This window comes from Cedecea sp. Ae19-4, assembly GCF_059801165.1.
In genome coordinates this window covers 411985-431292 of record NZ_JBCHWG010000003.1, presented here as the reverse complement: position 1 = coordinate 431292, position 19308 = coordinate 411985, and the positions used below count along the sequence as shown (strand labels likewise).

The 19308-nt window shown below is 50.3% G+C and carries 14 protein-coding genes, 1 tRNA gene and 1 pseudogene; 12 read left to right on the top strand and 4 right to left on the bottom strand.

The features are described 5' to 3' along the window. Window positions 1-193: 193 nt before the first annotated feature. Complete coding sequence (gene sdhE, locus AAIE02_RS19930) at window positions 194-460, top strand: FAD assembly factor SdhE (RefSeq protein ID WP_166878205.1); 267 nt, start codon at window positions 194-196, stop codon at window positions 458-460. Then, window positions 441-863: a protein YgfX gene (locus AAIE02_RS19925; protein WP_166878208.1), complete on the top strand. Its 423-nt coding sequence runs from the start codon at window positions 441-443 to the stop codon at window positions 861-863. Before sdhE ends, AAIE02_RS19925 begins: the two co-directional genes overlap by 20 nt. Here the strand turns inward: AAIE02_RS19925 and fldB are convergent. Further along, on the bottom strand, window positions 860-1381 hold the full coding sequence (gene fldB / locus AAIE02_RS19920; RefSeq protein ID WP_008461628.1) for a flavodoxin FldB: 522 nt from the start codon (window positions 1379-1381) through the stop codon (window positions 860-862). The genes AAIE02_RS19925 and fldB overlap by 4 nt on opposite strands. Window positions 1382-1483: 102 nt before the next feature. Between fldB and xerD the strand changes: the two genes are divergently transcribed. The 10 genes and pseudogenes from xerD (at window position 1484) to AAIE02_RS19870 (ending at window position 12590) form a co-directional block, all read left to right on the top strand. Next, a complete protein-coding gene (xerD, locus tag AAIE02_RS19915; RefSeq protein ID WP_498533114.1) occupies window positions 1484-2380 on the top strand; it encodes a site-specific tyrosine recombinase XerD in 897 nt (298 codons plus the stop codon). A 26-nt stretch (window positions 2381-2406) separates the two neighbouring features. Continuing rightward, on the top strand, window positions 2407-3123 hold the full coding sequence (gene dsbC / locus AAIE02_RS19910) for a bifunctional protein-disulfide isomerase/oxidoreductase DsbC (RefSeq protein WP_008461630.1): 717 nt from the start codon (window positions 2407-2409) through the stop codon (window positions 3121-3123). A gap of 6 nt (window positions 3124-3129) precedes the next feature. Beyond that, complete coding sequence (recJ, locus tag AAIE02_RS19905; protein ID WP_498533113.1) at window positions 3130-4863, top strand: single-stranded-DNA-specific exonuclease RecJ; 1734 nt, start codon at window positions 3130-3132, stop codon at window positions 4861-4863. A 139-nt stretch (window positions 4864-5002) separates the two neighbouring features. After that, a protein-coding gene (gene prfB / locus AAIE02_RS19900) for a peptide chain release factor 2 (RefSeq protein WP_156107000.1) occupies window positions 5003-6101 on the top strand; the annotation gives its coding sequence in 2 pieces (ribosomal slippage) (window positions 5003-5077 and window positions 5079-6101; 1098 coding nt in all). A 9-nt stretch (window positions 6102-6110) separates the two neighbouring features. Next, window positions 6111-7628 carry a lysine--tRNA ligase gene (lysS, locus tag AAIE02_RS19895; protein ID WP_166995291.1) on the top strand — a complete coding sequence of 506 codons (1518 nt, stop codon included), beginning with the start codon at window positions 6111-6113 and terminating at the stop codon, window positions 7626-7628. Window positions 7629-7694: 66 nt separating this feature from the next. Then, window positions 7695-8447 carry an amidase activator ActS gene (gene actS, locus AAIE02_RS19890; protein WP_008461638.1) on the top strand — a complete coding sequence of 251 codons (753 nt, stop codon included), beginning with the start codon at window positions 7695-7697 and terminating at the stop codon, window positions 8445-8447. An 88-nt stretch (window positions 8448-8535) separates the two neighbouring features. Continuing rightward, window positions 8536-8609: transfer RNA gene (locus AAIE02_RS19885), tRNA-Gly, on the top strand. A 189-nt stretch (window positions 8610-8798) separates the two neighbouring features. After that, a pseudogene (locus AAIE02_RS19880) lies at window positions 8799-9906 on the top strand (IS3 family transposase). Window positions 9907-10247: 341 nt separating this feature from the next. Continuing rightward, window positions 10248-10811, top strand: a complete 564-nt coding sequence (locus tag AAIE02_RS19875; protein ID WP_498533112.1) for a DUF1440 domain-containing protein — start codon at window positions 10248-10250, stop codon at window positions 10809-10811. A gap of 930 nt (window positions 10812-11741) precedes the next feature. Next, entirely contained in the window at window positions 11742-12590 is an 849-nt protein-coding gene (locus AAIE02_RS19870; protein ID WP_498533111.1) for a hypothetical protein, read from the top strand. Window positions 12591-12689: 99 nt separating this feature from the next. Here the strand turns inward: AAIE02_RS19870 and AAIE02_RS19865 are convergent, their stop codons facing one another. From AAIE02_RS19865 to olsF, 3 genes are all read right to left on the bottom strand, one after another. Then, a complete protein-coding gene (locus tag AAIE02_RS19865) occupies window positions 12690-15839 on the bottom strand; it encodes an autotransporter outer membrane beta-barrel domain-containing protein (protein ID WP_498533110.1) in 3150 nt (1049 codons plus the stop codon). A gap of 794 nt (window positions 15840-16633) precedes the next feature. Continuing rightward, window positions 16634-17284 (bottom strand): epoxyqueuosine reductase QueH, encoded by a 651-nt coding sequence (locus AAIE02_RS19860; protein ID WP_336983600.1) that lies wholly within the window; start codon window positions 17282-17284, stop codon window positions 16634-16636. Between the two features lie 115 nt (window positions 17285-17399). After that, window positions 17400-19115: a bifunctional ornithine lipid synthase OlsF gene (gene olsF, locus AAIE02_RS19855; protein WP_166995960.1), complete on the bottom strand. Its 1716-nt coding sequence runs from the start codon at window positions 19113-19115 to the stop codon at window positions 17400-17402. Between the last annotated feature and the right edge of the window lie 193 nt (window positions 19116-19308).

Genomic DNA, 19308 nt, shown 5'->3' with positions numbered 1-19308 from the left:
GAGGGCAATGCAAGCAGTTTGATAACGCCATTCGTGCGTTTGCGTGTTGCCTCGGGGAATCTTGTGCAATCGGTGCTGTTACACGGGTTTGTGTGGGGAAAGCGCGCACAATGGAACATTCAGGTAATCCCGGTGACGAAAACACGTTACACTAACTCCGTACCCAACTTGATGGCTAAGCAGGAAAGTGCACATGGATATCAATAATAAAGCCCGAATTCACTGGGCATGCCGCCGTGGAATGCGCGAGCTCGATATTTCGATTATGCCGTTCTTCGAACATGAATACGAAACGCTCAGCGACAGCGACAAACAGCTGTTTGTTCGCCTGCTGGAGTCTGACGATCCAGACCTGTTTAACTGGTTGATGAATCACGGTAAACCAGCAGATGTCGAGCTTCAGCGTATGGTTGCCCTGATTCAGACACGGAATAAAGAACGTGGTCCTGTGGCAATCTGATCTCCGGGTTTCCTGGCGCGCGCAATGGATGTCGTTGCTTCTCCACGGCCTGGTGGCGCTATTCGTGCTGCTAATGCCGTGGCCGATGAGCTACACGCTGGTCTGGATGCTGCTGCTTTCCCTTGTGGTTTTCGACAGCGTACGCAGCCAGCGCCGCATTCACGCTCGCCAGGGCGAAATTAAACTGCTGACGGATTTTCGTCTGCGTTGGCAGGGGCGTGACTGGGATATCGTCGGAAATCCATGGATGATTGACAGCGGGGCGATGCTAAGACTGCGTCGTGCCGGAAAGCATCGTTGCCAGCATCTTTGGCTGGCGGCTGACAGCATGGACATCGGTGAATGGCGCGATCTACGCCGCCTGCTGATGCAACAGCAGGCGAGCGGAAGCGGGCAGATTTAAGCGAAGCGTTCGGCCATTTCGCCAAGAATTTGCTCGCACCAGGTTTCAATGCGTTCGTCGCTCAGGTCGTACTGGTTGGTTTCATCCAACGCCAGGCCAACAAACAGCTGCCCGTCGGCAATGACCGGTTTTGGGCTGGTAAATTCATAGCCTTCTGTTGGCCAGTAGCCGATGAACTGTGCCCCGCGCGGTGCCAGCTTGTCGTGCAGCATGCCTAACGCATCCAGGAACCACTCACCGTAGCCAAGCTGATCGCCCATGCCGTAAAGCGCCACGAGTTTGCCTTCCAGGTTCAGGTCATCCAGCTGCGGCCAGACGGTTTCCCAGTCTTCCTGCAGTTCGCCAAAATCCCAGGTCGGTATGCCCAGGATCAGAACGTCATACTGCTCCATCATGGCCGGGGCATCATCTTTCAGGTTGTGAAGCGTCACCAGTTCAGGACCAATAATGTCGCGAATTTTTTCGGCGGCCATTTCGGTGTAGCAGGTGCTGGAGCCGTAAAAAAGACCAATGTTCATAGCAATAACAACTCATTTTAATCGCGTGCAGATGGCCAAGTGTACCAGATCCCATTCGCCATCATGCATAATGGACACAATTCGCCAAATCAGGAGTGGAGCGTGGAGCAGGATAAGATCCGTATCGAACAGTTTCTGGATGCGCTGTGGCTGGAAAGAAATCTGGCCGAAAATACGCTCAGCTCTTATCGCCGCGATCTCACTATGGTGGCCGAGTGGCTGCAGCGTCAGCAACTCAGTTTTTTGACCGTTCAGGCTTCGGATCTCCAGTCGCTGCTTGCGGAGCGCGTCGAGGGCGGTTATAAAGCCACCAGTTCCGCGCGGTTGCTTAGCGCTATGCGGCGGTTATTTCAGTACCTGTATCGCGAAAAAATGCGGGAAGACGACCCCAGTGCGCTGCTTTCATCGCCCAAACTTCCCCAGCGTTTGCCGAAGGATTTAAGCGAGGCTCAGGTTGAACGGCTGTTGCAATCTCCGTGTGTCGATCAGCCTATTGAACTGCGCGATAAAGCCATGCTTGAAGTCTTGTACGCAACCGGGCTGCGCGTCTCGGAGCTGGTTGGGCTGACAATGAGCGATATCAGCCTGCGGCAGGGCGTGGTGCGAGTGATTGGTAAAGGCAACAAAGAGCGTCTCGTGCCGCTGGGCGAAGAGGCGGTGTACTGGATTGAAGAGTACCTGAAGTATGGCCGCTCGGAGTTGTTAAACGGGCAGTCTCGGGATGTGCTTTTCCCCAGCAATCGCGCACAGCAAATGACGCGGCAAACCTTCTGGCACCGCATTAAGCACTATGCCGTGCTGGCCGGTATCGACAGTGAAAAACTGTCTCCGCATGTGCTACGCCACGCTTTTGCCACGCACCTGCTGAACCATGGAGCGGATCTTCGTGTCGTACAGATGCTGCTGGGCCATAGTGATTTGTCCACCACACAAATTTATACACATGTAGCGACGGCGCGTTTACGCCAGCTGCATCAACAGCACCACCCTCGAGCGTGAGTGCTACAAGAGATAAAGGAATCCTCATGAAAAAAGGTTTTTGGCTGCTTTCGCTGCTGGCCGCTTCCGTTTCCGGTATTGCTCACGCGGATGACGCCGCTATTAAACAATCTTTGGCGAAGCTGGGCGTGCAGGGCGCAGAGATTCAGGCTGCACCGGTTGCCGGGATGAAAACTGTGTTGACCGATAGCGGCGTACTTTATGTCACCGAAGACGGCAAACATGTGATTCAGGGGCCGCTGTATGACGTGAGCGGCGCTCAGCCGGTGAACGTGACCAACCAACTGCTGATCGGCAAGCTGAACGCGCTGGAAAAAGAGATGATTATCTACAAAGCGCCGAAGGAGCAGCATGTGATTACGGTGTTCACCGACATCACCTGCGGCTACTGCCACAAGCTTCATGAAGAGATGAGCGACTACAACGCGCTGGGGATCACCGTGCGTTATCTGGCATTCCCTCGTCAGGGGCTGCAAAGCCAGGCCGAGAGCGACATGAAGTCTATCTGGTGCGCGAAAGACCGTAACAAAGCGTTCGATGCCGCAATGAAGGGCGGTGATGTGGCACCGGCAAGCTGTGACATTAACCTGGCTAACCACTACAACCTGGGCGTGCAGTTTGGCGTGCAGGGGACGCCAGCGATCGTGCTGAGCAACGGCAGCATGATCCCGGGTTATCAGGGGCCTAAAGAAATGAAACAAATGCTGGATGCCCACAAGCAGTTAATGAAAGCGGGTGGTTAATTTCGGGTGAAACAGCAAACGCAACTCCGCCGCCGGGTCGTTGACAGCTCGGTGGCGCTTCCGGCTACGCTGCCTCCTTTGTTACAGCGGCTGTATGCCAGCCGGGGCGTGCGTGGCGAACAAGAGCTGGAGCGCGGCGTAAAAGGGATGCTGCCGTGGCAACAGCTCAGCGGCATCGATCGGGCCGTGGTCATGCTTTATAACGCCTTTCGCGAAGGCTTGCGCATCATCGTTGTCGGCGATTTTGATGCTGATGGGGCAACCAGTACCGCGCTAAGCGTTCTGGCCCTGCGCAGCATGGGGGCTGAGAATATTGGCTACCTGGTGCCTAATCGCTTTGAGGATGGTTACGGGCTTAGCCCGGAAGTGGTCGATCAGGCCCATGCCCGCGGTGCGCAGGTGATCGTGACCGTCGACAACGGCATCTCATCCCATGCGGGCGTTGAGCGCGCCCATGCACTGGGGATCCCGGTGCTGGTGACCGATCACCACCTGCCAGGGGAAACACTTCCCGCTGCCGAAGCTATCATTAACCCGAATCTCGCCGACTGCACATTTCCATCTAAATCCCTGGCTGGTGTCGGCGTCGCGTTTTATCTGATGCTGGCGCTGCGCACGCATCTGCGTGATAACGGCTGGTTCGAACAGCGTGGGCTGGCCATTCCGAATCTTGCAGAACTGCTAGATTTAGTCGCGCTGGGCACCGTGGCGGACGTTGTGCCGCTGGATGCCAACAACCGCATTTTGACCTGGCAAGGGTTAAGCCGCATTCGCGCGGGGAAATGCCGTCCCGGCATTCGCGCGCTGCTTGAAGTGGCTAATCGTGAGCCGCAAAAGATCGCCGCCAGCGATCTGGGCTTTGCGCTGGGGCCGCGCCTGAACGCCGCAGGCCGACTGGATGATATGTCGGTTGGCGTGGCGCTGCTGCTCAGCGAAAACATTGGTGAAGCGCGTATGCTGGCTAACGAGCTGGACGCGCTGAACCAAACGCGGAAAGAAATTGAACAAGGCATGCAGGTCGAAGCGCTGACCCTTTGCGAACAGCTGGAGCGCAGTAGCGAAGCCCTGCCTTACGGGCTGGCAATGTATCACCCGGAATGGCACCAGGGCGTGGTCGGCATTCTGGCCTCGCGCATCAAAGAGCGTTTCCACCGCCCGGTCATCGCGTTCGCGCCTGCGGGAGACGGCACGCTTAAAGGGTCCGGCCGTTCAGTTCAGGGGCTGCACATGCGTGATGCTTTAGAACGTCTGGATACGCTTTATCCGGGCATGATGCTGAAGTTCGGCGGTCATGCCATGGCCGCAGGCTTGTCGCTGGAAGAGGCTCGCTTTGAGGAGTTTCGCCAGCGTTTTGGCGACCTGGTCGGTGAGTGGCTGGACCCGGCGTTGTTACAGGGGGAAATCTGGTCCGACGGTCAGCTGTCCGCGCAGGAGATGACGCTCGAAGTGGCGGAGATGCTCAGAGACGCCGGGCCGTGGGGGCAAATGTTTCCGGAGCCGCTGTTTGACGGCAAGTTCCGTATTCTCCAGCAGCGCCTGGTGGGCGAGCGTCACCTGAAGGTGATGGTGGAGCCTGTCGGTGGCGGTCCGCTGTTGGACGGTATCGCCTTCAACGTGGATACCACCCGCTGGCCGGACAACGGCGTGCGCGAAGTTGAGCTGGCCTACAAGCTGGACGTGAACGAGTTCCGCGGCAACCGCAGCGTGCAGCTTTTAATCGATCATCTCTGGCCGATATAGCCCGCATTCTCGACGCTGCTGCAGCGTTAATTACTTGGCTATATGTCAGGGAGAATGCTACAAAATGCGGCGTAAATCCGGTAAACTTTCCGGTTTACGATCGCATTTCGTCTTCTGAAATCAACATAAGAAATTACGCATGTTTGAAATTAACCCGGTAAAAAGCCGCATCCAGGACCTCACAGAGCGCAGCGACGTTCTTAGGGGGTATCTTTGACTACGATGCCAAGAAAGAGCGCCTCGAAGAAGTAAACGCCGAGCTGGAACAGCCCGATGTCTGGAACGAACCTGAACGCGCACAGGCGTTGGGGAAAGAACGTTCCTCATTGGAAGCCATCGTCGACACGTTAGATCAGATGTCTCAGGGCCTGGAAGATGTCTCCGGCCTGCTGGAGCTTGCGGTAGAAGCCGACGATGAAGAGACCTTTAACGAGGCCGTTGCCGAGCTGGATGTGCTGGACGCCAAACTGGCGCAGCTTGAATTCCGCCGCATGTTCTCTGGCGAGTACGACAGCGCCGACTGCTACATCGATATTCAGGCAGGCTCAGGCGGTACGGAGGCGCAGGACTGGGCGAGCATGCTGGAGCGTATGTACTTGCGCTGGGCAGAAGCTCGCGGTTTCAAAACCGAAATTATTGAAGAGTCCGAAGGCGACGTGGCGGGCATCAAGTCCGTGACCATTCGCATTCAGGGCGATTATGCCTTTGGCTGGCTGCGTACCGAAACCGGCGTTCATCGTCTGGTGCGTAAGAGTCCGTTTGACTCCGGTGGCCGCCGCCATACCTCGTTCAGCTCCGCGTTTGTTTACCCGGAAGTGGATGACAACATTGATATCGACATCAACCCGGCGGACCTGCGCATTGACGTTTATCGCGCATCCGGTGCGGGTGGTCAGCACGTTAACCGTACGGAATCTGCGGTACGTATTACCCATATTCCAACCGGCACCGTGACCCAGTGCCAGAATGACCGTTCTCAGCACAAGAACAAAGACCAGGCGATGAAGCAGATGAAGGCGAAGCTGTACGAGCTGGAAATGCAGAAAAAGAATGCTGAGAAGCAGGCGCTGGAAGACAACAAATCGGATATCGGCTGGGGCAGCCAGATTCGTTCTTACGTCCTCGACGACTCCCGCATTAAAGATCTGCGCACCGGGGTTGAAACCCGCAACACGCAGGCTGTGCTGGACGGCGATCTGGACAAATTTATCGAAGCAAGTTTGAAAGCAGGGTTATGAGGAACCAACATGTCTGAACAACAAGCACAGGGCGTTGACGCAGCAGCCGATCTTAACAATGAACTGAAAGCGCGCCGTGAGAAGCTGGTAGCTCTGCGTGAGCAGGGTATCCCATTCCCGAACGATTTCCGCCGCGATCACACCTCAGACCAACTGCACGCTGATTTCGATGCGAAAGAGAACGAAGAGCTTGAAGACCTCGGCGTTGAGGTAAGCGTGGCTGGTCGTATGATGACCCGCCGTATCATGGGTAAAGCGTCCTTCGTGACCTTACAAGACGTTGGCGGCCGTATTCAGCTGTATGTCTCCCGTGATGACCTGGCGGAAGGCATCTACAACGAGCAGTTCAAAAAGTGGGACCTGGGCGATATTCTGGGCGCGCGCGGTAAGCTGTTTAAAACCAAAACCGGCGAGCTGTCCATTCACTGTACCGAACTGCGTCTGCTGACCAAAGCGCTGCGCCCGCTGCCGGACAAATTCCACGGCCTGGCCGATCAGGAAACCCGCTATCGCCAGCGTTATCTGGACCTGATCGCTAACGAAGAGTCCCGCAATACCTTTAAAGTGCGCTCTAAAATCATGGCCGGCATCCGCCAGTTCATGGTGGGCCGCGACTTTATGGAAGTTGAAACCCCAATGATGCAGGTGATCCCTGGCGGCGCATCCGCTCGTCCGTTCATCACGCATCATAATGCGTTGGACATCGACATGTACCTGCGTATCGCGCCAGAGCTGTACCTGAAGCGTCTGGTTGTGGGTGGGTTCGACCGCGTCTTCGAAATCAACCGTAACTTCCGTAACGAAGGCATCTCCCCGCGCCATAACCCAGAGTTCACCATGATGGAACTCTATATGGCTTACGCGGATTACAAAGATCTGATTGAGTTGACCGAATCCCTGTTCCGTACTCTGGCTCAGGATGTGCTGGGCACCACCGAAGTGCAGTATGGCGAAGAGACCTTCGACTTCGGCAAACCGTTTGAAAAGCTCACCATGCGTGAAGCTATTAAAAAGCACCGTCCAGAAACCGACCTGGCCGATCTGGATAACTTTGACTCGGCGAAAGCCATCGCGGAAAGTATCGGTATCAAAGTTGAGAAGAGCTGGGGCCTGGGCCGCGTAGTGACCGAAATCTTCGAAGAGGTTGCGGAAAGCCACCTGATTCAGCCGACCTTCATCACCGAATACCCGGCAGAAGTCTCTCCCCTGGCGCGCCGTAACGACGAAAACCCGGAAATCACTGACCGCTTTGAGTTCTTCATCGGTGGCCGTGAAATCGGCAACGGCTTCTCCGAGCTGAATGACGCGGAAGACCAGGCGCAGCGTTTCCAGGACCAGGTTGATGCGAAAGCGGCAGGCGACGACGAAGCGATGTTCTTCGACGAAGACTACGTCACCGCGCTGGAGCACGGTCTGCCGCCAACGGCGGGTCTGGGTATCGGTATCGACCGCATGGTTATGCTGTTCACCAACAGCCACACCATCCGCGACGTTATCCTGTTCCCGGCTCTGCGTCCGACTAAGTAACGCCCTCATTCCCCTCCGTAAGGAGGGGAATTTTCCTCAAGTTCATCAACGTTTCCGGGGCCTGGTTTGCGCAAGGAAAGCATTTTAAAACGCTGGCACATCACCGCTTTCATTATCATGACGAGCCTGATGCTGACGGCCTGCTCCTCCTCAAAACCAGCCAAAAGTACCCGAAACGAAGGCACGTTTAGCGGCGCGGTTTACACCGTTAAGCGCGGCGATACGCTCTCAAAAATTTCCAGAATGACCGGCAGCAGCGTGGGTGACCTCGCCCGACTGAACGGGATCCCTGCGCCTTATACTATCCAGGTGGGCCAGCGTATTCGGATCAAAGGCTCAGGCTCTGCAAGCCGGCCGAAAAACACCGCCATGGCCAAAAACACCACTGCGCCAGCTCGTTCGCAAAACACGACCATAGCAAAGGTGGCACCGCCGCCGGTGGGAGCACGCTGCTGGCTGTGGCCGACGAAGGGCAACATTGTTGAACCGTTCTCCAGCAGCGACGGTGGCAATAAAGGCATTGATATCTCAGGCTCTCGCGGGCAGCCTATTTATGCTTCCGGCGCGGGAACGGTGGTTTATGTCGGTAACCAGCTGCGCGGCTACGGCAATCTGGTGATGATCAAACACAGCGAAGAGTACATCACCGCCTATGCCCACACCGACACGATGCTGGTTAATACTGGGGAGAAAGTGAAGGCCGGGCAGAAAATTGCCACGATGGGCAGCACTGGGGCGGATTCGGTGCGTTTGCACTTTCAGATTCGCTACCGGGCCACAGCAATCGACCCGCAGCGTTACCTAAAACCGTCGTGTTAATTTAAAAAGTGCTTGAAAAACCATCACCTGGACACAAAGGCACTTGCCAGCGAGTGCTGAAAGTCTATAATGCGTAACGCACCTCAAAGCGGGCGTAGTTCAATGGTAGAACGAGAGCTTCCCAAGCTCTATACGAGGGTTCGATTCCCTTCGCCCGCTCCAACCTCCTTAGAATATAAAGAAACTTTTCTTCAGACAGTGAATCAGTCTCGCTAAAGCAGATACAACTTTCACTACCCATTTTTCTTCGCCAGTACTTGTTGCGTGATTGTGACCCTGACCCAAAATCCTGCTCCATTCAGAAACAGAATTCCGGCATGATGAATACTTCCCTGAACGGAGGTGGTGCCGATGAAAAAGTCACGATTCACCGAAGAGCAGATTGTCTTTGCCCTGAAACAGGCCGAACCGGGTACGAGCGTGCCCGAAGTTTGCCGTAAGCTGGGTATCTCCGATGCCACGTTTTACACCTGGCGAAAAAATACGGCGGGATTTCCCCTTCTGAGCTGAAGCACATGCGGCAGCTTGAGGAAGAGAATCTCAGGCTGAAGACGCTGGTTGCCGATCTGAGCCTCGACAAGGCCATGCTGCAGGATGTGCAGGCAAAAAAGAACTGACGCTGGCGTGTCTGCGTGAATGGGGCCGGGATTTGCAGGCACGTTACGGGGCCAGCGAGCGGCAGATCTGTTTTGCACTACGGATCAGCCGCAGCGCTTTCCGCTATCGTGCTGTGGCGGCAGACGACAGCGCGCTCCGCCTGCGTATCAGGGAGATCACTGAAACCCGGGTCTACTATGGCTACCGCAGAGTTCACGTCATACTCAGGTGGGAAGGCTGGCGGGATAATCACAAACGCATTTACCGGCTCTATCGCGAGCAGGGTCTGTCCCTGCGCCTCAAACGCCCGCGCCGAAATAAATCGGCACAGCGGCGACAGCCCCAGCCTCAGGGGTTGTATCCGAACTATGTCTGGAGCATGGATTTTGTATCTGACGCCTTATTTGACGGGCGTCGGCTACGTCTGCTGACGGTCATTGATCTCTACACGCGCGAATGTCTGGGGATTTGCGTGGGTCAGAATCTGCGCTCAACTGAGGTCGCAGAGATGCTGAACGCCATTGCGCTCAGACGTCCCTTACCACAATGGCTGAAAACCGATAATGGCTCTGAACTTGCAGGGAAAATGCTGTACAAATGGGTGTACGAAAGAGGGATCCGCATCGACTTCTCACGACCGGGAACGCCCACGGACAATGCGACCGTGGAGTCGTTCAACGGCAGACTGCGGCAGGAGTGCCTGAACGAAAATTGGTTCATGTCGCTGGAGGATGCCCGGTGCAAAATCGAAGCCTGGCGCATACACTATAACCAGAGACGTCCTCATTCTGCGCTGGGCTGGATGACCCCGTCCGAATTTGCTGAAAAGTCTGCCGGTTGCCAGAACATGCAACCAACATGAAGCCGGTTATTCCTGATTATGACTGGAGCATATTCGGGGTCAATCTTACTTTAGGCCAACAAGTCAGTCATCATAGAAAAGGGAGCAGTGTAGTGAATTAAATTTCGTGATTTAAAATAATGATGTTACACCAATGGCTTTCAATAATATTAACTGTGATCTCTTACTGATAGACTGCACTATCTTCCACGCAGCAGAGCGTAAATAACAGATTAAAAGTATATTGATTCAATTGTGTATCATTAGATATTAAAGAAACGTAAAATATTGACGCGTACAGAAACATCCAGTAACTTGATTGAGGTGTATGATGGTATCAATTTTACTTTTAAGGATAAATTATGAGCGCATGGAAAAAAACTAACGTACGCATTTTGTTGTGGGCGACTTTCATTGGTGGTGCGATAAGCTCATTAGTTAAATCAGGTACTGAAGTTAATATGCCACCTCGTCTCGCAGGGGAAGTTTCTCCTCCCGCGTTGAACATTGATGCCTGGTTGGGCTGGCTGGGGGTTAACTCGCACTCGATGGATTACATATACCAAGGAATTACTATTCCCGGTGCTGTAATGCTCTATCATTGGCTATTTAGTTTTATCTTTGCTGGCATTTATATTTTACTCTCAGCTTATGTGCCAAAAGTTAGACTTTGGTATGGTGCGGCTTATGGAATCATCATTACGTTTGTTATGCACGGATTCCTTATACCTGCACTGGGTTTCCGTTATCCAGTTTACCTTGGCGGAAAAACTGGTTGGCTGTGGAATTTGAACGGTTACGAATTCTGGAGTGAACTATTAGGGCATATTTGTTGGTCTGTATCAATTGAGTTTAGCCTCATTGCAGTATTGGCAATTTTTTCTCGGCCTATTATTGGTGTATGGACGAAAGATATCGTTAAGTAAATATATTTGGCAGGCTTAGGCCTGCCAAGGATAGATTTTTACAGTATGGTAGTGGGGTTTTATTATTGTACGATTGAAAATGTTTCCAGAACTATAGTTACCCAGCCAAGTGTGTTTTTGTTAGTTTAGTTAAAGTGAGTTATTTTAAAGTCAACAGCTTGTATTTAATCTCTTTGAAGGGGTGTCAGTTTAATCAAATCTTGTTTTTATCTTTTTTACGAAGAATGATTTTCCGCATGTCCCAAGGTTAATATTCAAAATTAACGAATTTCAATTTATTTAACTAGTTTTTTTTCAATTTTCGTAACTTTCAAAAAATTAAATGTAAATTGATATTGTTGCATATACATATCTAAATATGGCTATATGAAATATATCCTTTGATTTTTTTAGTCTTATCCTGCAAGGGGGGTGTAACTTCCGCTGTAATAAAGTAATTTCCTGAAAACAGATCTCATTTGTAGCCCTTGAGTAGTAATTAATTTCTTTTTTTTCTAATTTGAAAGTTGGCATCATTTATTTGTGAAGGCGCGCAGTCTGGAGTCTGAATATTGATGTGGCTCATTAATTATATTTTTTTGTGTAAGGAGCGACTTTTATTTTGCAATTAATTCAGTATATCAATTTTTTTGTTTTAACCACTTTGAGTATGCGGCGATTAATTTATTATAAAATACTGGGTATCTACAGAACTATAGTTCACTAGCGCAACAAAATTTATTAGCCTGTGATGCTAAATAATAAATTCTAATTATTATTTAATGTTTTTGCTTTTTGTGCTGTTGTTTGCTATTGATATTTATGTAAATAGATGAGAGTGTTCACGCTCGTCAATATATGAAACAGTTATTAAGCAGTTGTGTGATTTTATTGTATAATGAGGATGAAGGATGATTTTAATTACCAAACATGTTGAAAAAGGTTTTGAATATGGAGCTGAAATTAAAGGTTTACAACAGAATACAGCATCTCTATAAAATTATCTCAAGAGATAGTCTATTTATTCCTGCAGTTGAAACGCATTGTAGACTTATGATTGAAGAGTTCAAGAAAGATAGATTATATTATAAATATATATTTAGTAATAATCGCTTTGTCATTTCGACTGTGACTGCATCTGTTTTTTTTAATAAGGATGAAGCTTTTTTGTCTGACGTTGTGAGCGAGTGTTTGACTACGGGGTTGGTTAGTCATAATACAATTACATCTTTGTTGTTGTTATTTAATGTTAGTGGAAGGATTTCACTTGGGGAGAGTGATAATGACAAAAGAAAAAAAAGTTTTAAGATAACAAGAAAAGGTAGGTTAGATATTATAAAATTGTTGAACACAATGGTTCCTGCACTAAGCTTGATGTTTGAAGGCCCATATAATCCTAAGATTATATCTGATGATCAGATTTCTGTTTTTTTTAAATCATACGCAAAAATCCACAGATCTTCACTATTTATTATTAATTTTGTCAATGATTTGGATGTTTTTGTTTCAAAAGATTCCGGCCATATGATTCTTGTTTATCTCTATATGCTTGCCATAGAGGATAATAAGCCAAAAGCGATATTAAGCTTAGTGTCTAAAGAATGTGGTGTTTCTAGAACGCACTTGAGAAATATACTAATTGCGGCCGAAGAAATAAATATGCTCTCTTTTAACAAAAAAACTGGTGAGATAACTATTTATGAGTCTTTTGTTAAAATGTTTACTTCGTATATGGCTTATTACTTTTCTTTCGTGCAGTTTGGGCTGGAAGGCGGGCATCTTTCAGACAATGCTGATTAAGTCTGTTCTGGCTATTATTATAATGACTCATCTCTGTATGATTTTTTTAGGTTGGCGCCTCCAGAGAGGCGCTTTAGAGTTCTACCGTATTCCTTCTTGTCAGAAGGCGTATTTCACTCCCAGCATACCCTGAGTGTCCCGGTAACTACCTGACCCCATCTGTTGCGCCACGTTGCCCCATGCGCTCAGATTTTCGCTTATGTGGCCCTCAACACCAGTTTTTAGCTCTGCCACATTGCGTTGCCCCTGAAGATATGCACTGCTTTCACCCATCTTCACGCCATAATCCTTCGCGGTATAAACCCAGTTTGCTTCCACAAAAGGTTCAAACTGACGGAAGGAACCTTTGTCATGATGGCTCTGTCCGGTCATTGACAGGCGTACACCCAGGCGTGTCTGGACGTTATCACTTCCCCTGCCTTCCACTTTCGTACCGTTGACTTCCGTGTGATTATCGGCTTTCACGCCGGACCATAGCACCTGTGCCTGGGGCGTTACGTAAACGTTGTTTTCCATTCCGCCGGAGGTTCTGTATGAACCCGTATGGAAAACATACCCCGTTTCCAGTGACGCGCTCAGACCTTTTGATTTGTACTTCTCATACGCCAGTTCATCACCTTTAACGGAGTTATCGAACCAGTTCCATGCCATCCAGCTGTCTGCATACAGGCCGGTTTTGTCCTTCGAATTCTGGTGCCAGGTGCTGTAGACACCAGCGCTGTAACCCCACACAGAGCCTTTTGAGTTATAACCGGACAAAGTGTTACGGGAATTACTGTACTGTTTACCGTAGCCGCCCATCAGACCAAGATGCCACGCATCGTCGTTGCCGGTGCTGCCGTTGAAGATATCTGCCCCCATCTGGAAGACTATCCGGTTTGCGGCGTATTTTGACTGACCGTCCGAGACATGTCCTTCCGTATGGCCCCCCACAGAGCGTACCCACAGACTACTTTCGTGACGCTCTCCGGTGGCCAGGTTTGTGTATATCATGCCACTTTGACGGTCTTTGAGACGCATGTTGAACATTGTTGCGGCTGCCTGAAGGTTGGCGGCGTAATTTCCTCGCTCAGGACGATAAGTGTGTCCGGTATCGGCATTGTTATGAGTTCCATTACTATTACCGTTATTGCCGTTATTGCCGTTATTGCCGTTATTACCGTTATTATTTTCACTCTGACTGGTGAGATACCAGTTATTGTTATTCATGCCGGAAGGGGTACCCTGCTGGAGATGATACTCATAACTGCCGGCTACAATTCGCCCTTTCTGAATAAAGGCACCGGAGGCGGAGTTACCGGTGGAAATAACTTCAATTCCCTCCAGGGTCTGTGCCCCGATACCGCCTTCGTTGGCGACCCTGATGTAGGTGGTGCCGGAAGCATTCCCGCTGATGGTCAGCTTATCTGTCAGGCTGTCATCGCCACCCAGCACAGTTCCGAGAGAAACTGTACCGCCATTTCCGGTCCAGTCGCCTTCCACGGCCAGGGTCTGGCCCGCATTAGTGGCTCCGTTATTAATCATTACCAGTCCGCTGTTAATCATGTCACCGTACAGTGTTACTGCTTTCGGCAGTGCATCTGCGCCGGTATCATTAATTAATACGGTACCACTGTTGTTCAGTGTGGTGACGGTCTGGCTGTTGCCGCTGAGATTAAGGGTCGCACCTTCAGCTACCGTCACACCGGAAGTGGAGGCAAAAGTATCCTCAACACCGGTTTTAAGTGTGCCGCGGCTGACCGTAGTATTACCTGTGTAGGTATTGGTTCCGGATAAAATAAAGCTGCCTTCACCATTTTTACTTATGCCTCCCCTGCCAGAAATCTTGCCTGAAAATGTGGTAGCGGTGCCAGCAGTATTATTTTCCGTGAGGGTATTATCGCCTAGTAGAATCTCTCCTTTTCCGGATAGGGCATTTACTTGCTGATTGTAACCTCCAAGATCTAAACTGGCACCAGAGTTAACGACCAAGCTGTGGGAGGTCATGATTGCATTTTCCACACCCGTCTTGAGCGTTCCTTTCTCAATCAGAGTATCGCCAGTATAAGTATTGTTACCGCTTAAAATCAGCGTTCCATCTCCTAATTTTTGTAGGCTGCCCGTGCCTGCTATAATGCCTGAAAGTGACATGCCTACACTGTTAGTGTCTAATGAAGAGATACTATTTCCATTTAGATTGATATCGATGCTGGATGTTAGCGTCGATTTGTATGCCTGAAGGATTCCACCGTCGAGAGTAAAAAGGGGTGGAATACTGCTTCCCCCATAAACAATGCCGTTCTGCCCGCCAATGGACAGTTTGCCGCCATTGGAAATGATCATCTCCGTAGTGCCAGCAGAACTTGTCGCAAGGTATAATTTGTCTGCAACGGTGATGCTTGCTCCGTCGGTAACCGTAGTTTTGGCTGTACCTTCATCTGCGCCGAGATAGAAAGTATTAACATTTAACGCTGAGCCCTCACCCATGACGGTAATAGCGGTGTCAGAATTGTCATTGCTGTTACCGGCAGCGAGCATATCTGCATTGACAATGCCACCATTAGATATATTGAGATATCCAGTTCCACCTCGGCCGTAACCAGTCCCCCCCATACTTAGTAATGCTCCATTAGAGACATTAACAATACCTCCATCGGATACGTTTAGTTCTCCGATAAAACCTTGAGCTCCAATTGTTAATTGCTGAAATGGGGTGCCGGCCGCATCGCGGCCAGGCTTTACAGTCAGAACTGAACCATTTCCCTGTACGTTAATCGTGCCTTCAGCTCCATATCCGGTGTAAACATCAAACGAGTTAACCTTGCCGCCATCGATAATGTTGAGAATATTGTTTTTACCTCCTCCAGCATTACCAACACGGATCTGGGGGCTGGTTAGTGATGAGCCATTTCCGGAAACTACAATATATGACGACAGACTGTTATCGCTTCCAATGAAAATATTTTGCTCTGCTAACACAGTTGCACCATTTTGCACCTGCATATAAGCTTCTTTATCGCCCGATGCAGCACCGTTACCGATACTTATGGTGCCGCTTAGCGGTAATGTATTAGTATACTTTGCGGCAATTGATGTGCCCGAACCTGTAACAACAAAATTTGATGAGGTATTATATTTTTCACTGTACGTGAGAAAGCTTGCAAATTCTCTTGAACCACTTTCGTATACAGTGTCACTTGATGCTGAAACTCCAAAGTTTATTCCATAAGCGATCATGGAAATCGATATGGCAATTTTTTTAATTTTCAAAGCATATTCCTTAAGCTCTGGTGTTAATGAGTGGGTAATTTATAATTGATACTCTGGTTTTTTTTATTTTTATGAGGTTGCTTTGAATCTTTGCAAAAAAAAATATTAATGTATTAGCATTATCAGATAGGGGGGCATGCTCCTTTTCTTATGGCGCTTTCAGGTAAGCTACCGCCCGTTACTATACCAAGTACACTAGGGAAAATAATTATCAATACTTGTGGCGAGTTACTATCAATGAACATGCATTTATTTGCGCCTTATTCATCCTCATATGAAGAGTTCACGTATGTGAGTTCATTCCCAGACGAGAGTACAAAGAATACCAAATTAAATAAATGTCAAAAAAAAGCACCAAAGTTTGTTACTGAAAGTTATTGACATTACGAAAAACTGTATTTTATTCCCCGTGAGCTTGGTGAACCTTAAGGTTGTATTATTTAGGAGAGATGTTTTATGAGAAAAATTTAGAGAATTCAAGTGGATTGGTAAGTAATATCATTGAGTTATGAGGTTGATGTTTCTATTCCCCCAATTGTCTTGGTTCATCGGCTCCTTAGCCTCTATATATTAAGGCGCAACTTCATCGTTAAATTTATTTTCGGGTGCTCATTTATTACTCAATAGATAAAGCGCTAACGCATATAGATTAACCCGCTCCAAGTGAGAAGAATTGTTACATCTGGTTATTTACCAGACTCTACGCGATAGTTTTCGGAATGGTTCCCGTTATTTCATATGTTCACTAATTTTATGTTTAAATACTTGAGCATTGTTCCCTTGATTCCCTTTTCTTAAACATGTTTATAGTTACCCGGCTTGATTAACGCTTTCCCCTGCGATGTTCGATAAGCGTTGGCATCCCGCAAAGAATAAGCGCAGCCGCAATACTCCTGCTGATAAAACTGCTCGCGTTTGCAGATCTCTACCGTGCGCGCGGAGCCACCTTGCTTACGCCAGTTGTGGGTCCAGTAAAACATTCCCGGATGACGCGCCGCTGCTCGCTGGCCGCATTCGCAAACCTGCTGAAAATTCTTCCAGCGTGAAATTCCCAGCGAACTGCAAATCGACTCGAAGCCGTGTTCAGCCGCGTACAGCGCGGTGCGCTCCAGGCGCATATCAAAACAGGCCGTACAGCGCGCGCCGCGCTCGGGTTCCCACTCCATACCTTTCATGCGCGCAAACCAGTTATCGGCATCATAATCCGCGTCGATGAAGGGCACACCGTGTTGCCCGGCAAACCGCTTATTCTCCTCCTTGCGGATGAGATACTCCTTTTGCGGATGGATATTGGGATTGTAGAAAAAAATCGTAAAGTCGATATCCGAGGCAAGCAAAGCCTCGATGACTTCGGAAGAGCAGGGCGCGCAGCAGGTATGCAATAACAGCTTGTTTGCACCGTCCGGCAGCACAAGCTTCGGGCGCTTAAATTCGGTGGTTGTCATGATATGTTGGCGGAAAGAAGGAAAACGGCGTGGATTGTACCACTAAAATTGTGGTCAATGGGCTTTGCCAGCTTAAGGTGAGGCGGGAGACTGCTTCTCCCACCTCAGCTAACAGTTATTCCTGCCCTGATAAATGCATCCCGACGTACCGCTCATAGCGGCTTTTTTTCAGGAACGTTAAATCCACCAGCACCAGCCCATCGACGCAGTTGTTGAAGGCCGGGTCGCTGCCAAAATCAATAAACTGCACGCCGCCCGGCTCGCAGAGTTCCGAATATTGCTTATACAGCGTCGGGATGCCGCAGCCCATATTGCTGAGCAGGGATTTTAAACGAGTCAGATCTTCGCCGTAATCCTCTCCCTTGAACTGCGCCAGCACGTCGGGGAGGCTTGCCGGGTAAGGGCTGCGGGACGAGGCCAGCGGATGGCTCGCCGGGAACCACAGCCGGTAAAAGGCGACAAGCAGATCGCGTGCGTCCGGCGGCAGGCCACCGGAAATAGATACCGGGCCGAACAGGTAGCGATATTGCGGGTAACGGGCCAGGTAAGCGCCAATCCCCGACCATAAATAGTCCAGGCCACGGCGGCCCCAGTAGCGAGGTTGAATAAAGCTGCGCCCCAGCTCGATGCCGTGCTGCAGCACATCGTCCATTTTTTCGTCGTAGTGGAACAGGCTATAGCTGTAAAGCCCGTCTAAACCGCGTTTTTTGATCTGCTGAGCGGTAGGCATAAAGCGGTAGGCGCCGACGATCTCCAGGTCCTGCTCATCCCAAAGGATTAAATGCAGGTAATCGTCATCATACCTGTCGAGATCCCGGCGTTTGCCGCAGCCTTCACCTACGGCGCGAAATGCTATCTCACGCAGGCGACCAAGCTCGCGCAGCAGCGGAGCCTCTTCTTTGGTGTCGTTTCGCTGCCAAAGATAAATCACTTTATCGTCGGCGGTTCGGCCCAGACACTCGGCTTTAGCCAGCTCCCGGCGCAGCGTGGCCCGGTCTTCCGCCCGGGCAATCGCGCTTTCCGTTGTGAATTTGCCGGACAGCCCTTTACCCAGCAGCTGAACGTGCTGGCGGCACTTTTTAGCCAGTTCGCGCGGGATTTGCTGTGGACTATGCCAGCTTTCCCAGGGAATGCGCTGGCCAAGCGTGATTGGCAAAGTGGAGTTGCGGCGGCGGAACATTTGCTGCATCAGCAGCAGCAACGGCAGCGCAGGGGAAACCATCGCGCCAGCATAAAACAGGGCGCTGTTACGCGCGTGGATAAAGGCCGGCAGAAGCGGCACGCGGTACTTCGCGGCAAGCTTAATGAAGCCGGTGTGCCAGTGTCCTTCGGCAATGCCTTCCCGGGATAAACGAGACACTTCTCCCGCCGGGAAAAAGATGAGTACGCCGCCGTTTTGCAGCTGCTGTTCCATCTGCACAAGCGATGATTTAGGCGTGCGGCCATTGATATTGTCGACCGGGATAAACAGAGAACTCAGCGGTTCGAGGTGATTGAGCAGGCGATTGGTGACGACTTTAACATCGCGGCGGACGCGGGAAACGGCATACAGCAGCGCCAGTCCATCAAGCGTGCCCGTTGGATGGTTGGACATCATCACCACGGGGCCACTTTCAGGGATATTTTCTAATTCACGGGGAGAGATATTACAGCGGATTTGCAGGTGGTCCAGTACCTGTTCGACCATGTCGAGGCCACGAAGATGAGGGTATTGCCCGGCAAAGGCCTGAAACTCTTCCTCATGCAGCAGGCGTCTTAACAGATTTTTTTGCCAGGGTGCAGGCTTAGCCTGAGGCCAAAGATCGTCAAGTACGTTATCGATACTAAACATGTCAGCTCCTCCTAACTTCCTGTTGGTGAAAGTATAAGCAAAAGATGAAGTTTTCGTGTCAGTGAGGTGATGTTTCAGGGATACGCGCAGAAGCGGTGCCGGTTTTTTATTCCGCAGTGATACATCGATGGGGGGTTAACGCGATTTTTGGCTTAGGTAATGGGGTAAACCCTGATGAGTTGTAGGTTAATGG